Consider the following 19,302-nt stretch of genomic DNA (forward strand, 5'->3'; position numbering starts at 1 on the left):
GGTTTCCTCCACGGGGGCGGGGGCGGCACACGCCGGCCCGGCGCGCGGAGCTGTTCACGCGCGACGGAACGGATCCGTGGGCGGGGTGGACCGCGGGGAAGGGGTGCGCCCGGTCAGTCGGGCGCGGGGGCGGATGCCGGTATCAGCTCGCGGAGAGGGCGAGCGACGGCACCGCGGCGCCGTGGAGGGGGTGTGGCCGAGGGGTGGCAGGGTGCTGCACGAAGACGGAACTCCTTCCGACACCGCCTACCGGGTTAGCTGACGGATTCGGGCGGGAAGATCGCCCTACCGCGGGCCGTGGCTCGCGGATTCACCCCGGACGTGCATGGGTCCCCGGTTCGCAGAAGATCGCGATTGAGCGGGTCGGCGCGGCGTCGCCTCTTGCGATCGGAAACCGCACCGGACGCGCCGACACTACCGGCGGGCATGCGCCCTGCCAAGCGCTCCCACCTGCGCAAACGTCGAACACCCGGGCCCGACCGGAACAGACAGGTCACTGATGTCACTCAATGGGACGAGCACCCGAGAATGGAACGGGGGTCGATTACCGGACATCCGGTGAGCGGGTGACCGGGCAACCTGGGCCGGCCTGGACCGCCACGCCCCGGATGACCGTTTTCCGATTCCCGGGGCGACCGGGACGGCAGTTTCACATCACAATTCAGCCAACCCGCGCCGGCCGCCACCGGGCGGTCCGGGAAACGGCGGCGGAGGCGCCGACCGGGGCGAGGGTCTGGGTCACCGCGTCCGGCCGATGCACCGGGACGACTCCCGGGCGCAGCCGCTCCGTCGCCGCGTACGCCTCCACGGCCAGGGCACGCGCCGCCTCGGCGGCCAGCTCGGCCTCCCGCCACGCCTGCTGCTCCCGCTCGGCGGCGGCCCGGTACCCGGCCAACCGGCCGTCCCGAACCGCCCGCGCCAGGACGATCTCCTGCTCGGCCGGGTGCCGCCGGGGGTCCCACCCGTTGCGGTGGGCGAGCACGTCGGCGAGTTGCCGGGCGGTCAGCTCGCCCCGCCAGTGCGCCGCCATCGCGGCGTGGTGCAGCCAGCGCTCCCGGGCGGCGTACTCGGCGGGCGTGCGCGGGGTGTGCGGGGCGGGCAGCACGGCGGCACCGGCGAACCGCCGGGCGACCGCCTCCGCCTCGTCGTACGTCTGCCACGCCCGGTCCACCTCGTCCTGGGCGGCCAGCCACCGCTCCCGGCGCCGACGGGCGTTCTGGGCCGCTCCGGCGGCGGCGACGGCGACCTCCTCGGCGTACCGGCGCAGGTCGGCCAGGTGGGCCGCCTGTTCCGCCGCAGGGTCGACGGCCGGCTCGACGTCGGTGGGGGTGTCCCGCTCGGGGCGGGCGACGAGCACCGCGAGCAGGGTCAGGGCGAGCAGGAGCAGGGCCGACCAGATGGCGGCGGCCTCCGGGACCTCGATCAGGAACTGGTACAGAACGGTCTGCATGGTCGCACCTCACGGGGAGCGGGCGTGGTGTGGCGAGATCCGCAGGACCCGACGGGGCGGGGCGCGACCGGAACGGGCGCCGCCGAGCCGCCGTCGGGCGGATGCGGGGGGTGAGGTCGGGTGGTACGTGCTGGCGGGCCACCGCCCGCGCGGAGGTCAGCGGGTCGGCGGGGCGCGGGAGCCGAGGGCCGCCGGGGCCCACCCGATCGCGACGCGCTGCCGGCCGGCCGGCACGACCGACGCCGCCACCGTGGCGAGCACCACCGGGGCCGGCGCGACCGCGACACCGACCAGGTCGGACCCGGTCGAGGGGCTGACCTCGCGACGCGAGCCGGAGGCGCCGATGACCGTCCGCGTGGAGCCGGTTGCGCCGACGACGGCACGGTCGACGCCGGACGTGGGGCTGACCGCGTCGCCGGAGCGGGCTCCGGCGGCGACGGTGTGGCCCGCGCGGGCCGTGGGAATGACCGCGTGAGCGGAGCCGACGGTGGGCGTGGCCCGCAGCCAGCGGGTCGGCAACGGTGGGTCGGACCAGTCGTCGGCGGCGGAGGCGAGGGAGTCGCCCACCGGGGGCGCCCAGGTCGGCGCGGCCACCTCGACGGGGAGTGTCGTCGCCCCGAGGGAGAAGGCGAGCGTCACGGCCAGACTGGTGAGCATGCGAACGGTCCAGCGCGCCAGCCACCACACGGGACTGGTGAGCGCGACCGGAAGCACGGCCCCACGCTACCGCCGTTGCCGCCGCCCCGCATCGCCGCCGGGCGTGTCGTCCCGGCCCGATCACGGTGCTGACCAGGGTGGACACCAGCCGCTGATTCATTTACGTCATCAGATCGGTGGCGGGCCGGCACCGCACACCACTCGTCGGTCCAGGCGACCAGCCCGGTCACAGCCCGGCCCGACCGGCACCACCACCACACCGACCCGGCGTCGATCACGACCGGCGACGCCCCAACTGCTCCGGGTGCGAGCGGAGCCGGGTCAGGCGGAGGTGGGTCAGGCGGAGGTGGGTCAGGCCGGGTCGCGCCGGCCCGCGTACTCGATCTGCGGGGTCGCCGGGCCGGACGCCGCCCGCTGGGCCGGGACAGCCGGTTCGGACGGTGCCACCCGGGCCGGGACGGGCGGGCGTGCCTGGACCCGGAGCCGACGGGACGGGCCGAGCCGGCGCATCATCGGCGTCTCGACCCAGCGGTGCAGGGCCGCAGCGAGCGCCAGGTTCGCCAGCAGGAAGCCGAGCACCGCGAGCGGTCCCCGCCAGCCGGGCAGTCCGACACCCCAGTCCCCGGTCAGCCGCAGCACGGTCATCATCACGAAGACGTGCACCAGATAGAAGGCGAAGGAGACCTCACCGAGCCAGACCATCGGCCGGGACCGCCACGGCGTCCGCCGGCCCCGGACGTCCGCGTCGGCCGCGGCCGTGATGACCAGGAGGTACGCCACCGCCAGCAGCGCCGCCCACAGCTCGGCGCGGATCCACTGCGCGGCCGCCACCCAGGTGGTCAGGAAGAGCAGGCTGGCCACGGTCAGGTTCGGTCCCCGCCACCGGCCGCGTCGCATCAGCTCGGCGGCGGCCACGCCCATCCAGAACTCCAGCGACCGCACCACCGGGAAGACCTGGGTGAACCACCAGCGGCTCTCCTCAGGCACGAGCCGCTGACCCGGCCAGAGCGCCACGATCAGCAGCGGCGCGGCCACCACCACCGCCCAGAGGGCCGCGGGTCGCAGCCGGCGCAGCACCGGCAGCGCGAAGGGCAGGCAGAGATAGAAGAACAGCTCGCAGGAGAGCGACCAGCTCACCGTGTTCACGCTGTAGAAGTAGCCGGGCGTGGGGTTCCAGGCCTGGAGCAGGAGCAGGTTGCCGCCCGCCGCCCAGAGGTTGACCGGGTCGGCGAACCAGAGGCCGACGAGGAGCACCACGGCCCACATCAACAGGTGGTTCGGATAGATCTTGGCCAGCCGTCGGCGCAGGAACGTGCGCCGACGCTCCCCCGGACGGTACGACCAGACCAGCACGAATCCACTGAGGATGAAGAAGAACTCGACGCCGGAGAGACCGAGGGCGAACGCCTTGTCCACCACCGCCTTGAAGTCCGGCTCGGCGACGATCCGCATGGTGGCGACGTGGAAGCCGAAGACCAGCAGCGCGGCGATCCAGCGCAGCCCGGTCAGGGACGGCAGCCGGGCCGGTGGCGGGGCCGCCGGAGGCGCGACGGCCGGGGCGGTCGGGGCGCTGGTCATGCCGGGCACCCTACCGGCAGGTACGCCACGCCGGACGCACCGCCCGGCGGGGCGATCGTCGTACGCCTGTTCGAACGTCGGGTAGGATCGGTGGCGTGTCCGACGCCGCCTACCAGCCCTCGATGCTGGACCTCACCGACGACGGTCCCACCCTGGGTCCGCTCGCCGGCCGGGTGCGCCGGCACGAGCTGAGCCGGGGCGCCTGGGTGGACCATTTGCCCGGCTGGGTGCAGGGCTCCGACGCGGTGCTCGACACCCTGCTGCACGAGGTGCCCTGGCGGGCCGAGCGCCGCACCATGTGGGACGCCGAGGTCGACGTCCCCCGCCTGCTCTGCTGGTACGGCGCCGGCCGGCCCCTGCCCCACCCGGTGCTCACCGCGGCCCGCAAGGCGCTGACCCGCCACTACGCGCCGGAACTCGGCGAGCCCTTCGTCACCGCCGGGATGTGCCTCTACCGCACCGGGCGGGACAGCGTCGCCTGGCACGGCGACACCCTGGGCCGCTCCGCGCACAGCGACACCATGGTCGCCATCGTCTCGTTCGGCTCACCGCGCCCGCTGCTGCTGCGCCCGCGCGGCGGCGGAGCCAGCCTGCGCTTCCCGCTCGGCCACGGCGACCTGGTGGTGATGGGCGGCTCCTGCCAACGCACCTGGGAACACACCATCCCCAAGACCGCCCGCCCGGTCGGTCCCCGGGTCAGCGTCCAGTTCCGCCCGGCCGGCGTCGCCTGACCCCCACCGCCCGGGGCGTGCTAGAAACAACTCTCAGGGTCGACCACGCCCCCGTCACCTGACGACGCGAAGGGCACCCGATGACCCAGTCCCCCACCGAGCCGCGTTCCGGCTGGTCCCCCTGGACGGTGCACGGCGACGGCCGCTCGATCCGGCCGGGCGACGTGGTGCACCCCGCCGAACGGCTCTCCTGGCCGCGTACGGTCGGCGTCGGCGTGCAGCACGTGGTGGCGATGTTCGGCGCCACCTTCACCGTGCCGCTGATCACCGGCTTCCCGCCGGCCACCACCCTCTTCTTCTCCGGGCTGGGCACCCTGCTCTTCCTGCTGATCACCGGCAACCGGCTGCCGTCGTACCTCGGCTCGTCGTTCGCCTTCATCGCGCCGGTGCTGGCCGCGAAGGCCGGCGGCGACATCGGCCCGGCGCTCGGTGGCATCGTGGTGGCCGGCGCGGTGCTGGCCCTGGTCGGCGTCGCGGTGCAGCTCGCCGGGGCGCGCTGGATCGACGCGCTGATGCCCCCGGTGGTGACCGGCGCGATCGTCGCCCTGATCGGCCTCAACCTCGCACCGGTCGCCTGGGACGGCGGCGGCAGCGGCACCGGGGTCAAGGCGCAGCCGCTGATCGCGGTGGTCACCCTGGCGGCGATCCTGCTCACCACGGTCTTCTTCCGGGGCTTCCTGGCGCGGCTGTCCATCCTGCTCGGCGTGGTGGTCGGCTGGCTGCTCGCCGCGCTCCTCGGCGACCTGGACCCGAAGGCGGTCACCGGGCTGAAGCAGGCCGCCTGGGTCGGACTGCCCGAGTTCCACGCACCCAGCTTCAGCCTCCGCGCGGTGGTGCTGGTCATCCCGGTGATCCTGGTGCTGGTCGCGGAGAACGCCGGACACGTCAAGGCGGTGGCCGCGATGACCGGCCGCAACCTGGACCGGCAGCTGGGCCGGGCGTTCCTCGGCGACGGCGTCGCCACCGTGCTCGCCGGCTCCGGCGGCGGCTCCGGCACCACCACGTACGCGGAGAACATCGGCGTGATGGCGGCGACCCGGGTCTATTCCACGGCCGCGTACTGGGTGGCGGGGGTGGCCGCGGTGCTGCTCGGGCTCAGCCCGAAGTTCGGCGCGCTGATCCTCACCGTGCCCGCCGGGGTGCTGGGTGGCGCGACCACCGCGCTGTACGGCCTGATCGCCGTCCTGGGCGCCCGGATCTGGATCGAGAACCGGGTCGACTTCCACGACCCGGTCAACCTGATGACCGCCGCCGTCGCGCTGATCATCGGCGCGGCGAACTACACGCTGACCGTCGGCGACCTCTCGTTCAACGGCATCGCCCTCGGCACCGCCGCCGCCCTGGTGATCCACCACGGCATGCGCCTGGTGGCCCGCCTCCGCGGCACCACCCCCGACTCCCGCCGGGGCCCCGAGCCCGAACTCTGACCCCGCCGAGGGGCCGGCGGCGGGTGCCGGCGGCCCCTCGGGGGCGGTGCGTCAGTCGCGTTCGACCTGGTGGCCGACGACGGTGGGGCCGAGCATGACGGCGAAGCCGGAGCCGTCGCGGCGGGGATCCGCCGGGGGCAGCTCCACCGGGTCGCCGGTGGCCGTGGCACCCACCGGGCGGGGACCGATCCAGCCGACCGCCAGGTCCGTCTCGCCCTTGAGGAACCGCTGGGCGCGCACCCCGCCGGTCGCCCGCCCCTTCGCCGGGTACGACCCGAACGGCGTCACCTTCACCGTCGCCCCGGTCGAGGTGACCACCATCGGCTCACCGCGCCCGGGGTCGTCGGTGCGGATCGCGCCGAAGAAGACCACCCGGGCCCCGGCCGTCAGGTTGATGCCGGCCATTCCGCCACCCTTGACGCCCTGCGGGCGGACCAGGGACGCGGCGAAGCGCAGCAGCGCCGCCTCGGAGGAGATGAAGGCGAGGGTCTCGGTGCCGTCGGTGAGCCAGGTCGCCCCGACCACCTCGTCCCCCTCCCGCAGGGAGATCACCTCGAACTCGTCGGACCGGACCGGCCACTCCGGCGCGCAGACCTTCACCACACCCTGCCGGGTGCCGAGCGCCAGACCCGGCGAGCCCTCGGCCGAGGACCCGAGCGGCGCGAGGCCGACCACCGTCTCGCCCGGCTCCAGCGGCACCAGCTCGGCGGCGGACATGCCGCCGCGCAGCGACACGGTGCCGGACTGCTCGGGCAGCACCGGCAGCGGCAGCACGTCGATCTTGAACGCCCGGCCGGCGCTGGTCACCAGGAGCACCCGGCCGCGCGCCGTGGAGTGGACGAGCGCGCGTACGGCGTCGTGCTTGACCCGACCGCTGCGCCGCCGCCCCTCGGCGGCCTCCTCCGACTCGGCCGCGGTCCGGGCCACCAGCCCGGTCGCCGACAGCAGCACCTGGCACGGGTCGTCGGCGACCTCCAGCGGACCGGCCGGGACGGAGGCGGCGAGGACCTCCTTGAGGTCACCGTCGACCAGCGTGGTGCGGCGGGGTGCGGCGAACTGCTTGACCACGGCGGCCAGCTCGTCGGAGACCAGCTTCCGGAGCACCGTCGGGTCGTCGAGGATGGCGGAGAGTTCGGCGATCTCGCCGCGCAGCTTCTCCTGCTCGGCCTCCAGCTCGATCCGGTCGTACTTGGTGAGCCGGCGCAGCGGGGTGTCCAGGATGTAGGTGGCCTGGATGTCCGAGAGCTTGAACTTCTGCATCAGGCCGGTCTTGGCGTCCTGCGCGTCCTCGCTGGCCCGGATCAGCCGGACCACCTTGTCGATGTCGAGCAGGGCGATCAGCAGGCCGTCGACCAGGTGCAGCCGCTCCTGGCGCTTGCGACGGCGGTAGGAGGTGCGCCGGGTCACCACCTCGTAGCGGTGGGCGAGGAAGACCTCCAGCAGCGCCTTGAGCCCCAGGGTCTGCGGCTGGCCGTCGACCAGGACCAGGTTGTTGACGCCGAAGGACTGCTCCAGCGGGGTCAGCCGGTAGAGGTCGGCCAGCAGCGCCTGCGGGTTGACCCCGACCTTGCACTCGACCACCAGCCGGGTGCCGTTCTCCCGGTCGGTGAGGTCCTTCACGTCGGCGATGCCGACCAGGCGCTTGGTCTTGTTGACCTCGTTGGTGATCGCCGCGATGACCTTCTCCGCGCCGACACCGTAGGGCAGTTCGGTGACGGTGATCGCCTGCCGACCGCGGCTGCCCTCCAGCGGGCCGATCTCGACCCGGCCGCGCATCCGCACCACGCCGCGTCCCGTCTCGTACGCCCGGCGCACCTCGTCCAGGCCGAGCAGCAGCCCACCGGTGGGCAGGTCGGGGCCGGGGACGAACTCCATCAGCTTGTCCAGGTCGGCGTCCGGGTGGTTGATCAGCCAGCGGGCGGCCTGGACGACCTCGCCGAGGTTGTGCGGGATCATGTTGGTGGCCATCCCGACGGCGATCCCGGAGGCGCCGTTGACCAGCAGGTTGGGGAAGGCGGCCGGCAACACGGTGGGCTGGGTCAGCGAGCCGTCGTAGTTGGGCTCGACGTCGACCGTCTCCTCGCCCAGCTCGCCGACGAGCAGCATCGCCTCGCGGGACATCCGGGCCTCGGTGTAACGCGCCGCGGCCGGTCCGTCGTCGGGGCTGCCGAAGTTGCCGTGCCCGTCGATGAGCGGGGCGTTGAGCGAGAAGTCCTGGGCGAGCCGGACCATCGCGTCATAGATCGCCGCGTCGCCGTGCGGATGGTATTTACCCATCACGTCGCCGACGATCCGGGCGGACTTCACGTGGCCCCGGTCGGGTCGGTGGCCCTGCTCGTACATCGACCAGAGGATGCGCCGGTGCACCGGCTTGAGGCCGTCCCGGGCGTCGGGCAGGGCGCGGGAGTGGATGACCGAGAACGCGTATTCCAGGTAGGAGTCGGAGACCTCGGTGACCAGCGGGTTGTCGAAGACCCGGGCGCCGGCCTGGTCGAAGGCGGACAGGTCCGCCTTGGCGCGGTCTTCCTTACGGCGTGCCATGACTCAGCTCTCCCCTCGAACGAACCCGGTGCTCATGCGTCGATGGCGTCGCGGTCGACCCGGTCGGCCGAGTCGATCAGCCAGTTGCGGCGGGGCTCGACCTTCTCGCCCATCAGCAGTTCGAGGACCCGCTCGGCGTCCTCGACGTCGTCGAGGGTGATCCGGCGGACCGCCCGGGTGGCCGGGTTCATGGTGGTCTCCCAGAGCTCGTCGGCGTCCATCTCGCCGAGGCCCTTGAAGCGCGGGATCGGGGTGACGATCTGCTTGCCGGCCTTCTCCAGCTTGCGGACCGTCGCCTCCATCTCCGCCTGGGTGTAGGTGTAGATCGTCTGCGGGTTGCGCCCCCTGGTGGTGATCTTGTGCAGGGGCGGCATCGCGGCGTAGAGCCGGCCGGCCTCGATCAGCGGGCGCATGTAGCGGGCGAAGAGCGTGATCAGCAGCGTCCGGATGTGCGCGCCGTCGACGTCGGCGTCGGCCATGATCAGCACGCGGCCGTAGCGCAGGGACGACAGGTCGAAGGTGCGGCCGGAGCCGGCGCCGAGCACCTGCACGATCGCCGCGCACTCGGCGTTGTCCAGCACCTGCTGGAGGTTCGCCTTCTGCACGTTGAGGATCTTGCCCCGGATCGGCAGCAGCGCCTGGTATTCCGAGGAGCGGGCCATCCGGCTCGTCCCCAGTGCGCTGTCACCCTCCACGATGAACAGCTCGCTGCGGTCCACGCCGTTGGCGCGGCAGTCGACCAGCTTCGCCGGCATCGACGCGCCCTCCAGGGCGGTCTTGCGCCGGGCCGCGTCCTTCTGCTGCTTCTGGGTCAGCCGGACCCGGGCGGCGTCGACGATCTTCTGGAGCACGGTGCGCGCCTCGGCCTTGGTGCGCCGGTCCTCCAGCCACGCCTTCAGGTGCGCCTCGACGAGTCCCTGGATCACCTTGGTGATGCCGGCGGTGGAGAGCTCGTCCTTGGTCTGCGAGGTGAACTGCGGCTCCGGGATGCGGACGTGCACCACGGCCGTCATGCCCTCCAGGACGTCGTCTAGGGTGGGCGCGTCCTCCTTGGGCTTGAGCAGGCCACGGGTGTTGCGGGCCGCGTCGGCGAGGGTGCGGACCAGGGCCCGCTCGAAGCCCTTGCGGTGGGTGCCGCCGTGCGCGTTGCGGATGGTGTTGGTGAAGCACTCGACGGTGCGTTCGTAACCGGTGCCCCAGCGGAACGCCACCTCGACCTCGGCCCGGCGCTGCACGTTGGACTGCATGACGCCGTTGGCGTCGGCGGCGTTCTCCCGGTAGGTGCCTTCGCCGTCGACCAGCAGCATGCCGGAGACCGGCCGGTCACCGGCCGGGGCGAGGAACTCGACCATGTCGGTGAGGCCGTTGGGGAAGTGGAACGACTCCTCGACGGCCTCCTCCCCCGTCTCGTCGCGCAGCCGGTAGGCGACGCCGGGGACGAGGAAGGCGGTGTTGCGCAGCTTGAGGCGGACCGCCTCGGTGTCCAGCCGCGCGCCGGTCTCGAAGTAGCGGGCGTCGTGCCACCACCGGATCGAGGTGCCGGTGCGCTGGCCGCGCTTCATCGCGCCGACGATCTGCAGCCCGGGACCGGGCGTGAAGGCCGCGTCGGGGCCGGGCCCGTCGAAGATCCCCGGTACGCCGTGCCGGAACGACATGGCGTGGACCTTGCCGGCGCGCCGGACCGTGACGTCGAACCGCCGGGACAGCGCGTTGACCGCGGAGGCGCCCACGCCGTGCAGGCCGCCGGAGGTCTTGTAGCCCGAGCCGCCGAACTTGCCGCCCGCGTGCAGGCGGGTCAGCACCAGCTCGACGCCGGAGATGCCGGACTTGGCGTGCACGTCGGTGGGGATGCCCCGGCCGTCGTCGTCGACCTGCACCGAGCCGTCGGCGTGCAGGATCACGTCGACCTTCGTCGCGTGGCCCGCGACGCCCTCGTCGGTGGCGTTGTCGAGGATCTCGTTGACGAGGTGACCCACGCCACGGCTGTCGGTGGAGCCGATGTACATGCCGGGGCGCTTCCGGACGGCGTCCAGGCCCTCCAGGTGCGTCAGGTCGTCGGCCCCGTACAGGGTCTCAGGCTGTGCGGTCAACTGGTCGTACTCCCAGGTCTCGGCGGTGTGGTGCCGCTCACCGTCTTGATCAACCACATGATCGCCACGCGCGGCGCGCCGCAGCGAAGCCTAGCCGGGCGCTGTGACAACGCCGTGGCACCCGGCGCGGTACGCCGTTTCGTGCCCTTTCCGCCGGGCTCTCCCCCACCGTGCTCCGGGCCGCCCGGACACGTCAACGACGCGGCCCGGTGACCTCTTCCCCGTCCCGGCCGGGTGGACGCGGGATCGCCTCGACGGACCCGGGTCGGGACGTTGACCGCCGTCACACCCCCGTGATCTGATCGCCATCCAGAGGATCTCTCATATTTCCATTCCTGGATGGAGGCCGCGTATGTCCGTGCTCCGTCGTACCGCCCTGGCCGCAGCGCTCGCCGTCGCCTCGGCCGGGCTGTCGGCCGCCGTCGCGCCGCCCGGGCCGGCCGCCGCCGCCCTCCCCACCGCCGCCGTCGCGCTCGGCGACAGCTTCATCAGCGGCGAGGGCGCCGGCGCGTACGCCCCGGTGGTGGACGTCAACGGGGTGGCCCAGGGCTTCCCCGGCTGGTCCGCGCCGAACAGCAACGCCTACTTCTGCCACCGCTCCCCGAACGCCTCGCTCTTCGAGGCGGACCTGCCCGGCATCACCGATCGGTTCAACCTGGCCTGCTCCGGCGGCCAGCCGTACGACATCGCCGGCGCCTCCGCCACCCGGACCAAGGGCCGCCAGGTGGCCGCCCAGCTCGACCAGCTCCGCGCGGTCGGCCAGACCCACGACATCGACCTGGTGCTGGTCGGCCTCGGCTCGAACAACAGCTCGTTCACCTTCGGCAGCGTGGCCGAGAAGTGCGCCAACCGGTTCATCGCCGACGCGTGGACCGGCTGGTGGGAGTTCTGGGCGTACCTGGGTGGACCGGTGGAGCAGAAGCCCTGCTCGGACGCCGACCTCGCCACGGCGGCCCAGTTCAGCGCCGCGACGGCGGAGACCACGGCGGCCGTACGCCAGATCCTCACCACCCTCGACCAGATCGACGCCGACGGCCAGCACCGGATCGTGTTCCAGGACTACACCAACCCGCTGCCGCCGGAACTCGCCCCGGTCTACTGGGACGAGGACGGCCGGGACGACACCCGGGACAAGTTCCGCGCCCTCGGCGCCGAGCGGTACGCGGCCGGCTGCCCGATCCACCGGGCCAGCCTCGCTCCCGGCCAGCGCTTCTCACAGGGCCTCGGCACGCTGGTCAGCTCGGTCCGGAACAACCTCGCCGCCGAGTTCCCGAACGCCGACCTGGTCTATCTGAACGTGCAGCGGGCCTTCGACGGGGCCCGGCTCTGCGAGTCGGCCGGCAGCCCGGCCAACGCGCTGGCCACCCCGATCCGGCTCCAGGACGGTCCGAGCGGCGTCTTCGTGACCAGCCTCTCCGGCTACGACAAGCTCGACATCCAGCGGATCGCGAACACCTGCGGGACGTACTTCCAGACCTGCCAGGAATCGTGGCACCCGAGCGCGGCCGGCCACCGGGTGCTCGGCCGCTGCCTGACCGGCGCCGCCGCGACGGCCGCCCGGACGGTCTCCTGCGTCCGGGCGCCGGACGGCTCGGTGAGCGTCGGCTGACCCCGGTGGCGGTGGGGCGGTTCCGGCCGGTCGCCGGGACCGCCCCACCGGCGTCAGTCCCGGCCGGTCGCCGGTACCGCCCCACCGGCGTCAGTTCCGGCCGGTCGCCGCCACCGTCTCCACCGGCCTCAGTTCCGGACGGCCGGGGTGGCCAGGCCGAGCAGGACGGGACCGGCCGGGTCGTCCACCAGGTCGCCGAGGCGGGTCCCGTCCAGGACGGCCAGGAAGGCGGCCTGGGCACGCCGCAGCTGACCCCGCAGCCGGCAGCCGGCGATCAGCGGGCAGACCGGCTGCTCGCAGGCGACCACCTCGTCGTCCCCCTCGAAGGCGCGGACGACCTGCCCGACGGTCAGCTCACCGGCGTGCTCGGCGAAGGCCACCCCGCCGGAGCGTCCCCGGATGGTCACCAGCACGCCGAGGTGCTGGAGCCGCTGGACCACCTTCGCGACGTGACTGCGGGGCAGCGCGAGCCGGGTGGCCAGCTCGTCCACCGTGGTGCGCGCCGGGGAGGCGGCGGTGACCATGGCGATGCGCAGCGCCATGTCGGTCGACCGGTTGAGCTTCACAGGAGTGACCCTAACCAGCGCGAACGCCCCGCGACACCGGCCAGGAGGCCCGGGGTCGGTGTGATCCGGAGGACCCCCGGACCCGGGACCTTCGGCCTGGAAGTGGAGTTCAAGACTCCTGTTAAGTGGGGTTCGACCCACCGAACCCCGAGGAGTAGTCGTGCTCTCTGAATCATCCGCAGCCGTGGTGAAGGCGACCCTGCCCGTCGTGCAGGCCCACGGAGAGGCGATCACCGGTTGCTTCTACCCGCGCATGTTCGCGGCGCACCCCGAACTGCTCAACGTCTTCAACCGGGGCAACCAGGCCAACGGGGCGCAGAAGGCGGCGCTCGCCGCGTCCGTGGTGGCGTACGCCGAGCACCTCCTCAGCGGCAACGACGCGTCCTGGGCGCCCATCCTCGAGCGGATCGCCCAGAAGCACGTCTCGCTCGGCATCCGCGCCCCGCAGTACACGATCGTCGGGCGGCACCTGATGGGCGCGATCGGCGAGGTGCTCGGCGAGGCCGTCACCCCCGAGGTGGCCGCCGCCTGGGACGAGGTCTACTGGCTCTTCGCCTGTGAGCTGATCGCCCGGGAGGCCCGCCTCTACACCGATGCCGGCATCGCCGAGGGCGCGTCGATCTGGCGGGAGTGGCGGGTCGCGAACCGGATCGAGGAGACCCGCGAGGTCGTCTCGTTCACCCTGGTCCCGGCCGACGGCGGCGAGCTGCCCACCTTCACCCCCGGGCAGTACGTCTCCGTCGCGGTGGACCTCGACGGCGACCGTGGCCAGCAGATCCGGCAGTACAGCCTCTGCGGCCCCCCGGACGCCGACCACTGGCGGATCACCGTGAAGCGGGTACGCGGCATCGACGGCACGCCCGACGGCGTCGTCTCCACCTTCCTGCACGAGCAGGTCCGGGTCGGTGACACGCTCCGGCTCAGCCCGCCCTGCGGGGAGGTCAGCGCGGTGGCCGGTGAGGGCCCGCTGCTGCTGGTCAGCGCCGGCATCGGGCTCACCCCGGCGATGGCGGCGCTGGAGCACCTGGCGGTCACCGAGCCCGACCGTCCGGTGGTGCTGGTGCACGCCGACCGGGCGGGGGCCGCGCACGCGATGCGCAACGAGCTGCCCCGGCTCCAGGAGCGGCTGCCCAACCTGCGGATGCGCCTCTGGTACGAGGACGCCACGGACGGGGAGCTGAGCGGGCTGAAGGCGGAGGTCGCCAGCGGTCTGGTCGACCCGGAGCTGATCCCGGTGAGCCCCGACGCGCACGTGCACCTGTGTGGTCCGGTGCCGTTCATGACCACGGTCCGGGGCGGCCTGCTGCGTCGCGGTGTGCCGACCGAGCGGATCGCGTACGAGGTGTTCGGGCCGGGCATGCTCCAGGACGCCCGGGTCTGACCCGCGCCCGGCGGCTGCCCGGGCCCGAGCCTGGGCAGCCGTTGAGTGACGCAGGGTGACATCACACCCGGCCGGCGACGTGACCCGCGCCCCCGCTTTGCTCTGCAGCCATCGGCGCATCGGTCACCTTCCGTTGCTGCTGCGTCCGTGGCTGCAGAGCAAAGCGCGCGGCGGGTGGCAGGCGGGAGGGAAGGGGGTGCGAGGAAAACGCCTGCTCAGCGCGGCACAACGGCGGGCCTCACCACACGGAACAGTTGCGGCACCACCGAGACCGGTGACGCAGAGCGAAAACGCGGCCGGACGCCCGAGGTGACGTTGAGTCAGCCGAGAGGCGGATCGCACCCGGTCCGGACGGGTCGGGCCCGTCTCAGCCCAGGGCGACCGTGAGCAGCACCGCCGAATCCTCGTCGGCGTGCAGGGCGTGCCGGGCGTCCGGGATCGGCAGCAGGTCACCGGTCACCCCGGTCCAGGACCGGTCGTCGGCGGTCAGCCGGACCCGGCCGCGCAGCACCTGGAGGGTCGCCTCACCGGGGCTGGCGTGCTCCTCCAGCGCGTGCCCGGCGACCAGCGCGAGCAGCGTCTGGCGCAGCGGGCGGCCCGGGTCGCCGTACACGGTGCGGGCGCTGCGGCCGCTGTCGGTGGCGTGGGCCAGGGTGAGTTGCTCCTCGATCAGCTCGGAGAGCGAGGACGGGGACACGGGCACCTCCCGGGGGTTCAGTTTCGGCACGGGTGGCCGGCCGCCTCAGAACGGGAGCCACCGTTACCTCTTTGTCCCAGCTTGATGGCATGAAGGGCGTCTGAACAGGGGCGCTGGTCCCTGGACAGCGCCGCCCGGCGATCTCCACACCCGACGGTGACCATCGCCGGAGAAGTCGATGATCTACAGGTTAGGGAGCGGACGCCAGGGTACGGACCTCCCATGCGCGTCCTTGGAATCAACGCGATCTTCCACGACCCCGCCGCCGCCCTGGTGGTCGACGGGACGGTGGTGGCCGCCGCCGAAGAGGAGCGGTTCAGCCGCCGCAAGCACGGCAAGCGACCCGTGCCGTTCTCCGCCTGGGAACTGCCCGAGCTGTCCGCCGCGTGGTGTCTGACCAGCGCGGGAATCGACGTCGACAGCCTCGACGCGGTCGCGTACTCGTTCGATCCCGGGCTCTGCCGGGACGCCGGCAGCCTCGGCCTGGCCGACCCGTGGGACTGGCTGCGCGTCGACTACGCCCGCCGGGCTCCGCAGTTCCTGGCCGCCGCGCTGCCCGGGCTCGACCCGGAGAAGGTGCGGTTCGTGCCGCACCACGTCGCGCACGCCGCCTCCGCCGGGCTGGCCGCCCCGCCGGCCGGCGACGACACCGCGGTGCTGGTGCTGGACGGGCGCGGCGAGGTGGCCAGCCACCTGGCCGGCGTCTACCGGGACGGAGAGCTGTCCGCGCTGCACTCGCAGGAGCTGCCGCACTCGCTCGGCCTGCTCTACGAGGACCTGACCCGGCACCTGGGCTTCCTGCACTCCAGCGACGAGTACAAGGTGATGGCGCTGGCCTCGTACGGCGAGCCGAAGCACCTCGGGCTGCTGCGCGAGCTGATCCGGGTCACGCCCGAGGGCGGCTTCCACGTCGACCGGATCGACTGGGCCAGCATGGCCAAGGCGGTCGCTGCCGGCGGCGAGCTGACCGCCGAGCACGCCGACCTGGCGTCCAGCGTGCAGACCCGGCTGGAGGAGGTCGTCCTCGACCTGTCCCGCTGGCTGTACGACGCCTCCGGCGGCGCGTCCACCCTGGCCCTGGCCGGCGGGGTGGCGCTGAACTGCGTGGCGAACGCCCGGCTGGCGGCCGAGGGGCCGTACCGGGACGTGTGGGTGCAGCCGGCGGCGGGCGACTCGGGGACGGCGCTCGGCGCGGCCCTGCACGTGGCCGGCACGCTCGGCGACCGGTCCACCCCGATGACCGGGGCCGACCTGGGGCGCGGCTGGTCGGACGAGGAGCTGGAGGCGGAGCTGCGCCGGGCCGCGCTGCCGTACACCCGGCCCGCGTCGATCGCGGCCGAGGCGGCCCGGGTGCTCGCCGACAACGGCATCGTCGCCTGGTACCAGGGGCGCAGCGAGTACGGCCCCCGCGCGCTGGGCCACCGGTCGCTGCTCGCCCACCCCGGCGACCCGGACACCACCCGCCGGATGAACGACGTCAAGGGCCGGGAGCAGTTCCGCCCGATCGCCCCGATGGTCCGCGCGGAACGCTTCGCGGAGCTCTTCGACGGGGTCTACCCCAGCCCGTACATGCTCTTCGTGCACCGGGTGAGGCAGGAGTGGCGGGACCGCATCCCGGCCGTCACGCACGTCGACGGCACCGCCCGGGTGCAGACCGTGCACCCCGACACCGAGCCGGTGGTGGCGGAGCTGCTGGCCGAGTTCGAGCGGCTGACCGGGCTGCCGGTGGTGGTGAACACCTCGCTGAACACCGCGGGCCGACCGATGGTGGACACCCCGCGCGAGGCGATGGAGCTGTTCGGCTCGGCGCCGGTGGACCTGCTCGCCCTCGGCCCGTTCGCGGTGCACCGCCGGGCGCTCGGCGGTGACCGGTGATCAGCGTGGTGGTGCCGACACTCGGCCGGCCGAGCCTGGCGGCACTGCTGGACGTGCTCGCCGGCCAGCTCGGCGAGCTGCCGGAGGTGGAGCTGCTGCTGGTCGACGACCGGCACGACGACGCCGGCGACCGGCGTCACGACGGCGGTGACCGGCCCGACGACAGCGGCGAGCTGGCGGTGCCGGGGGCGCTGGCGGCGTACACGAAGGTGCTGACCGGTCGGGGCGCGGGCCCGGCGGCGGCCCGCAACCTGGGCTGGCGGGCGGCCCGCGGGTCGTGGGTGGTCTTCCTGGACGACGACGTGCGGCCCGCGCCGGACTGGTGCCGACGGCTGCGCGACGACCTGGCGGTGGCCGACGCGGTCGGCGGCGTGCAGGGCCGGGTCGAGGTGCCGCTGCCGACGGACCGCCACCCCACCGACTGGGAGCGGGTCACCGCCGGCCTCGCCGACGGCGACTGGATCACCGCGGACATGGCCTACCGGCGGGCCGCGCTGGCCGCCGTGGGCGGCTTCGACGAACGCTTCCCCCGGGCCTACCGGGAGGACGCCGAGCTGGCGCACCGGGTGCGGCGCGCCGGCTGGCGGCTGGTCCGCGGCGGGCGGCGGGTCACCCATCCGGTACGCCCGGAGAGCCGCTGGGTCAGCCTGCGCACCCAGCGCGGCAACGCCGACGACGCGCTGCTGCGCCGGCTGTACGGCCCGACCTGGCGCGCCGACCTGGACCTGCCCCCGGGGCGGCGACCCCGGCACGTGGCGGTCACCGCCGCCGGCACGGTGGCGCTGGCCGCCGCCGCGGCGTGGGCCGGCACCCGCCGCTCCCCCGCCGGTCGGGCGCTCGGGGTGACCGCCGCGGTCGCCGCGCTCGGCTGGGCGGCCGGCACCGCCGAGTTCGCCCGGGCCCGGATCACGCCCGGCCCGCGCACCCGCGACGAGGTCGTCACCATGCTGCTGACCAGCGCGGCGATCCCCCCGCTCGCGGTCACCCACTGGGTACGCGGCTGGTGGCGCAGCCGGGCGGTGCCCGCCGGGGCGGTCGCGTCGGCGACCGGGGCGAAGGCGGCCGGATGATGTTTACCGCCCCTGGTCAGGGCAACTGGTCCGACATGGATCACCCGGCCCTCTTCGACGCGGTGCTGCTCGACCGGGACGGCACGCTGGTCGAGGACGTGCCCTACAACGGTGACCCGGAGAAGGTCCGCCCGCTGCCCGGCGCCCGGGAGGCCCTGGACCGGCTGCGGGCGGCCGGGCTGCGGCTGGCCGTGGTGACCAACCAGTCCGGACTGGCCCGGGGCTTCTTCACCGCCGAGCAGATGCGCGCGGTGCACGAGCGGATCGAGGAGCTGCTCGGCCCCTTCGACAGCTGGCAGATCTGCCCGCACGACGACACCGACGGCTGCGCCTGCCGCAAGCCGGCACCCGGCCTGGTGCACGCCGCCGCCGACGCGCTCGGCACCACGCCCCGGCGCTGCGTGCTGGTCGGCGACATCGGTCGGGACATGACCGCCGCGCTCGCCGCCGGCGCGACCAGCATCCTGGTGCCCACCCCGGTCACCCGGCCCGAGGAGGTCTCGGCCGCGCCCGCCGTGGCGCGGGACCTGCCGGCGGCGGTGGACGAGATCCTGCGCCGGCAGCGGGCCGTCCGGCCGGCCGTGCCCCGCGCCGGGCGGGCCGGGACCGTGCTGGTGGTCCGCAGCGACTCCGCCGGGGACGTGCTGGTCACCGGCCCCGGCATCCGCGCCGTCGCCGCCGGAGCCGACCGCGTCGTGCTGCTCTGCGGCCCCCGCGGCCGCGCCGCCGCCGAACTCCTCCCCGGCATCGACCAGATCATCGAATGGCCGCTGCCCTGGATCGACGGCGACCCCGCACCCGTCGACCCGACCGACATCCGCCACCTCACCGACCGCCTCACCGCCGTCCACGCCGACGAAGCCGTCGTCTTCACCAGCTACCACCAGTCCCCACTACCCCTGGCCCTGCTCCTGCGCCTGGCCGGAGTGCCCCGGATCAGCGCCATCAGCGACGACTACCCCGGCAGCCTCCTCGACGTCCGCCACCGCGTCCCCGTCGGCGTACCCGAACCCGAACGGGCCCTGTCGCTGGCCGCCGCCGCCGGATTCGCCCTGGCGGGCGACGACGAGCCCGCCCTGCGGCTGCGCGCCGACCTCGGCCCGGCCCCGGCGGGCCTCCCCGACGGCCCGTACGTGGTGGTGCACCCCGGCTCGTCGGTGCCGGCCCGGGCCTGCCCCGCCGAGCGCTGCGCCGACATCGTCGCCGCCCTGGCCGCCGACGGGCACCGGGTGCTGGTCACCGGCGGAGCGGGCGAGCGGGACCTGACCGCCCGGGTCGCCGCGGCCGGCGGGGTCGACCTGGGCGGCCGGACCGGGCTCGCCGAGCTGGCCGCCGTGATCGCCGGCGCCGACGCGCTGGTGGTCGGCAACACCGGACCCGCCCACCTCGCCGCCGCCGTCGGTACGCCCGTGGTCAGCCTCTTCGCCCCGACCGTCCCCTACGGACAGTGGGGCCCCTACCGGGTGCCCGCCGTCCGGCTCGGCGACGCCGAAGCGGCCTGCCGGGACACCCGGGCGGCGATCTGCCCGGTCGCCGGGCACCCCTGCCTGACCGGTGTCGACCCGGCCGAGGTCGTCGCCGCCGTCCGTCTCCTCGCCCGCCCACCCACCTGACCACCCCTGTCCACCCC

At 74.1% G+C, this 19,302-nt stretch carries 14 protein-coding genes and 1 riboswitch; of the genes, 7 read left to right on the top strand and 7 right to left on the bottom strand.

From position 1 onward, the window contains the following. Positions 1 to 228 precede the first annotated feature (228 nt). Positions 229 to 371, bottom strand: a riboswitch (cyclic di-AMP (ydaO/yuaA leader). Positions 372 to 661: 290 nt separating this feature from the next. From ABUL08_RS14265 to ABUL08_RS14275, 3 genes are all read right to left on the bottom strand, one after another. Beyond that, positions 662 to 1,450, bottom strand: a complete 789-nt coding sequence (locus tag ABUL08_RS14265) for a hypothetical protein (RefSeq protein WP_350938288.1) — start codon at positions 1,448 to 1,450, stop codon at positions 662 to 664. A 156-nt stretch (positions 1,451 to 1,606) separates the two neighbouring features. Beyond that, positions 1,607 to 2,107 (bottom strand): hypothetical protein, encoded by a 501-nt coding sequence (locus tag ABUL08_RS14270; RefSeq protein ID WP_350938290.1) that lies wholly within the window; start codon positions 2,105 to 2,107, stop codon positions 1,607 to 1,609. A 351-nt stretch (positions 2,108 to 2,458) separates the two neighbouring features. Then, on the bottom strand, positions 2,459 to 3,685 hold the full coding sequence (locus ABUL08_RS14275; RefSeq protein WP_350938292.1) for an acyltransferase family protein: 1,227 nt from the start codon (positions 3,683 to 3,685) through the stop codon (positions 2,459 to 2,461). 95 nt (positions 3,686 to 3,780) lie between these two features. Between ABUL08_RS14275 and ABUL08_RS14280 the strand changes: the two genes are divergently transcribed. Beyond that, positions 3,781 to 4,416 (top strand): alpha-ketoglutarate-dependent dioxygenase AlkB, encoded by a 636-nt coding sequence (locus tag ABUL08_RS14280; RefSeq protein WP_350938294.1) that lies wholly within the window; start codon positions 3,781 to 3,783, stop codon positions 4,414 to 4,416. A gap of 80 nt (positions 4,417 to 4,496) precedes the next feature. Beyond that, entirely contained in the window at positions 4,497 to 5,843 is a 1,347-nt protein-coding gene (locus ABUL08_RS14285) for a uracil-xanthine permease family protein (protein ID WP_350938295.1), read from the top strand. Positions 5,844 to 5,894: 51 nt separating this feature from the next. Here the strand turns inward: ABUL08_RS14285 and ABUL08_RS14290 are convergent, their stop codons facing one another. Then, positions 5,895 to 8,384: a DNA gyrase/topoisomerase IV subunit A gene (locus tag ABUL08_RS14290; RefSeq protein WP_350938297.1), complete on the bottom strand. Its 2,490-nt coding sequence runs from the start codon at positions 8,382 to 8,384 to the stop codon at positions 5,895 to 5,897. A 32-nt stretch (positions 8,385 to 8,416) separates the two neighbouring features. Beyond that, positions 8,417 to 10,531 carry a DNA gyrase/topoisomerase IV subunit B gene (locus ABUL08_RS14295; RefSeq protein WP_350938299.1) on the bottom strand — a complete coding sequence of 705 codons (2,115 nt, stop codon included), beginning with the start codon at positions 10,529 to 10,531 and terminating at the stop codon, positions 8,417 to 8,419. A 295-nt stretch (positions 10,532 to 10,826) separates the two neighbouring features. Between ABUL08_RS14295 and ABUL08_RS14300 the strand changes: the two genes are divergently transcribed. Then, a complete protein-coding gene (locus tag ABUL08_RS14300) occupies positions 10,827 to 12,083 on the top strand; it encodes an SGNH/GDSL hydrolase family protein (RefSeq protein ID WP_350938302.1) in 1,257 nt (418 codons plus the stop codon). A 128-nt stretch (positions 12,084 to 12,211) separates the two neighbouring features. On the opposite strand, the gene ABUL08_RS14305 is transcribed toward ABUL08_RS14300, so the two are convergent. Then, a complete protein-coding gene (locus ABUL08_RS14305) occupies positions 12,212 to 12,649 on the bottom strand; it encodes an RrF2 family transcriptional regulator (RefSeq protein WP_350938304.1) in 438 nt (145 codons plus the stop codon). A gap of 160 nt (positions 12,650 to 12,809) precedes the next feature. On the opposite strand from ABUL08_RS14305, the gene ABUL08_RS14310 reads away from it, so the two are divergent. Next, positions 12,810 to 14,030 carry a globin domain-containing protein gene (locus ABUL08_RS14310; RefSeq protein WP_350938306.1) on the top strand — a complete coding sequence of 407 codons (1,221 nt, stop codon included), beginning with the start codon at positions 12,810 to 12,812 and terminating at the stop codon, positions 14,028 to 14,030. A gap of 367 nt (positions 14,031 to 14,397) precedes the next feature. Here the strand turns inward: ABUL08_RS14310 and ABUL08_RS14315 are convergent, their stop codons facing one another. Further along, the gene (locus ABUL08_RS14315; protein ID WP_350938308.1) at positions 14,398 to 14,727 is read right to left on the bottom strand and encodes a cupin domain-containing protein; all 330 of its coding nucleotides are present in this window, start codon (positions 14,725 to 14,727) and stop codon (positions 14,398 to 14,400) included. Positions 14,728 to 14,949: 222 nt separating this feature from the next. Here ABUL08_RS14315 and ABUL08_RS14320 point away from each other — a divergent pair, with 222 nt between their 5' ends. The 3 genes from ABUL08_RS14320 to ABUL08_RS14330 are packed head-to-tail and all read left to right on the top strand — an operon-like array spanning position 14,950 to position 19,285. Next, positions 14,950 to 16,602, top strand: coding sequence for a carbamoyltransferase family protein (locus ABUL08_RS14320; RefSeq protein WP_350938310.1), 1,653 nt, complete (start codon positions 14,950 to 14,952; stop codon positions 16,600 to 16,602). Then, on the top strand, positions 16,599 to 17,672 hold the full coding sequence (locus ABUL08_RS14325) for a glycosyltransferase family 2 protein (RefSeq protein ID WP_350938312.1): 1,074 nt from the start codon (positions 16,599 to 16,601) through the stop codon (positions 17,670 to 17,672). The genes ABUL08_RS14320 and ABUL08_RS14325 overlap by 4 nt, the downstream gene beginning before the upstream one ends. Then, on the top strand, positions 17,669 to 19,285 hold the full coding sequence (locus ABUL08_RS14330) for an HAD-IIIA family hydrolase (RefSeq protein ID WP_350938314.1): 1,617 nt from the start codon (positions 17,669 to 17,671) through the stop codon (positions 19,283 to 19,285). Before ABUL08_RS14325 ends, ABUL08_RS14330 begins: the two co-directional genes overlap by 4 nt. The last annotated feature ends 17 nt before the right edge of the window (positions 19,286 to 19,302 follow it).

Origin of the sequence: Micromonospora sp. CCTCC AA 2012012 (assembly GCF_040499845.1) — a bacterium.
Lineage (GTDB): Bacteria > Actinomycetota > Actinomycetes > Mycobacteriales > Micromonosporaceae > Micromonospora > Micromonospora mangrovi.